We start from the raw sequence: 1,242 nt of genomic DNA, 5'->3' as shown, positions 1-1,242 counted from the left end.
GTCATACGCAGACTTATCACCTCTCCCGTGATACGGTCTATTCTGATATAAATCTCATCATCCAGAACGGGAATCCCTTCGTGCACATTTACAAACTTGAAGCCCTGCTCAGCGCCTCTCTGCCGAAACTCTGCTGTCCCAATCGGCATCACTTCTTTTAAATGCTTTGGTCCGTACTTTTCCAGCGCAGCAATAGCTAGTTTCATCGATTCTTCTGGCGTTAGCCATTTCTTTCCGTTTGGATCTTCTTCAGGGTATTCTCTTTCTTTCTTTTTCTTGTCAACCATACCGTAGCTCATGAATCGTCCTGTTTCTTTCTCCGTTATAATGATAGCCTCAAACTCTTTATTGATTTCATGTATATATTCCTTACCTTTCGTATCTTCAGAAATGCCTTCTTTTATTTTTTCAGCTTTGCTCTCGATCCCGAAAGCAGCGAACATAGCTGCTGCTTCCTCTGTCGTCTTTACGGTAACTTCCTTACCGACAGGATTCACTCTGACAATGGGGTTATATGCACTCCCCGAACCATCATAATGAGGAACTTCCATGCCTGTTTTGGCATCGATAAATTCCGAGAATTCCGATTTGTAGCGTAAGGTAGGAGAGCCATACAAGTATTCCTTCGTTTTCTCTTCCCATCCCTCTACTGGCTTTTTCAAATAAAAGAGCTTCAGGTGTTTGGCGAAGGCTTTTTCAGCCTGATCCTTGGATATGGCTTCCTTTGGATCAGCAAACTTCAAATCTTCGAGGGCAGGTGCATCATCGCCCCCGAGCCCGTATAAGCCTTTCCCTTTCGATATGACTTCCCCCTTGCTGTTTACGGTTAGACGAACATTGATATTCAGATACGGAAGACCGTTTACCTGTTTCGTAAACAAAGCTTCATTTTGATCCGAATAATTAGGGTTATATTTGAAGCCACCCATATCTGCTCCGTACCATTGCTTCATAAAATCTGTTGTTATGCTGACTACCTTGTCATGCTCAATCTTCGGCCTTCCTTCTTCGGGAAATTCCTCGTCGTAGCTAAACCCCTTGGGATTCCCTTGTTTATCCAAACTGAATTCAAAAGACGGTTTCTTCTTCTCCTTGGACGTTTGCAAGATGATGGTTATACGATTTGTTCCATCATTTTTTTCTAAAATCTTAAGCGTACTGTAAGAAAAATCGGCTAAATATGGCAGCCTTTCCTTTACCTTTTGGATTGCAAGCTCTACCTTCACTTTCCATTCAGGTGTA

The 1,242-nt window shown here is 42.6% G+C and carries 1 protein-coding gene; it reads right to left on the bottom strand.

Annotation, left to right across the window (positions count from 1 at the left end; genetic code table 11):
* A partial coding sequence (locus HPY27_RS29755) for a YcdB/YcdC domain-containing protein (protein WP_174226581.1) occupies positions 1 to 1,242 on the bottom strand: 1,242 nt, incomplete at both ends.

The organism is Brevibacillus sp. HB1.1, from assembly GCF_013332445.1.
Taxonomy (GTDB): domain Bacteria; phylum Bacillota; class Bacilli; order Brevibacillales; family Brevibacillaceae; genus Brevibacillus; species Brevibacillus porteri.
Note: the sequence above shows the minus strand (reverse complement) of the source record. Positions and strands in the feature narration are given on the sequence as shown.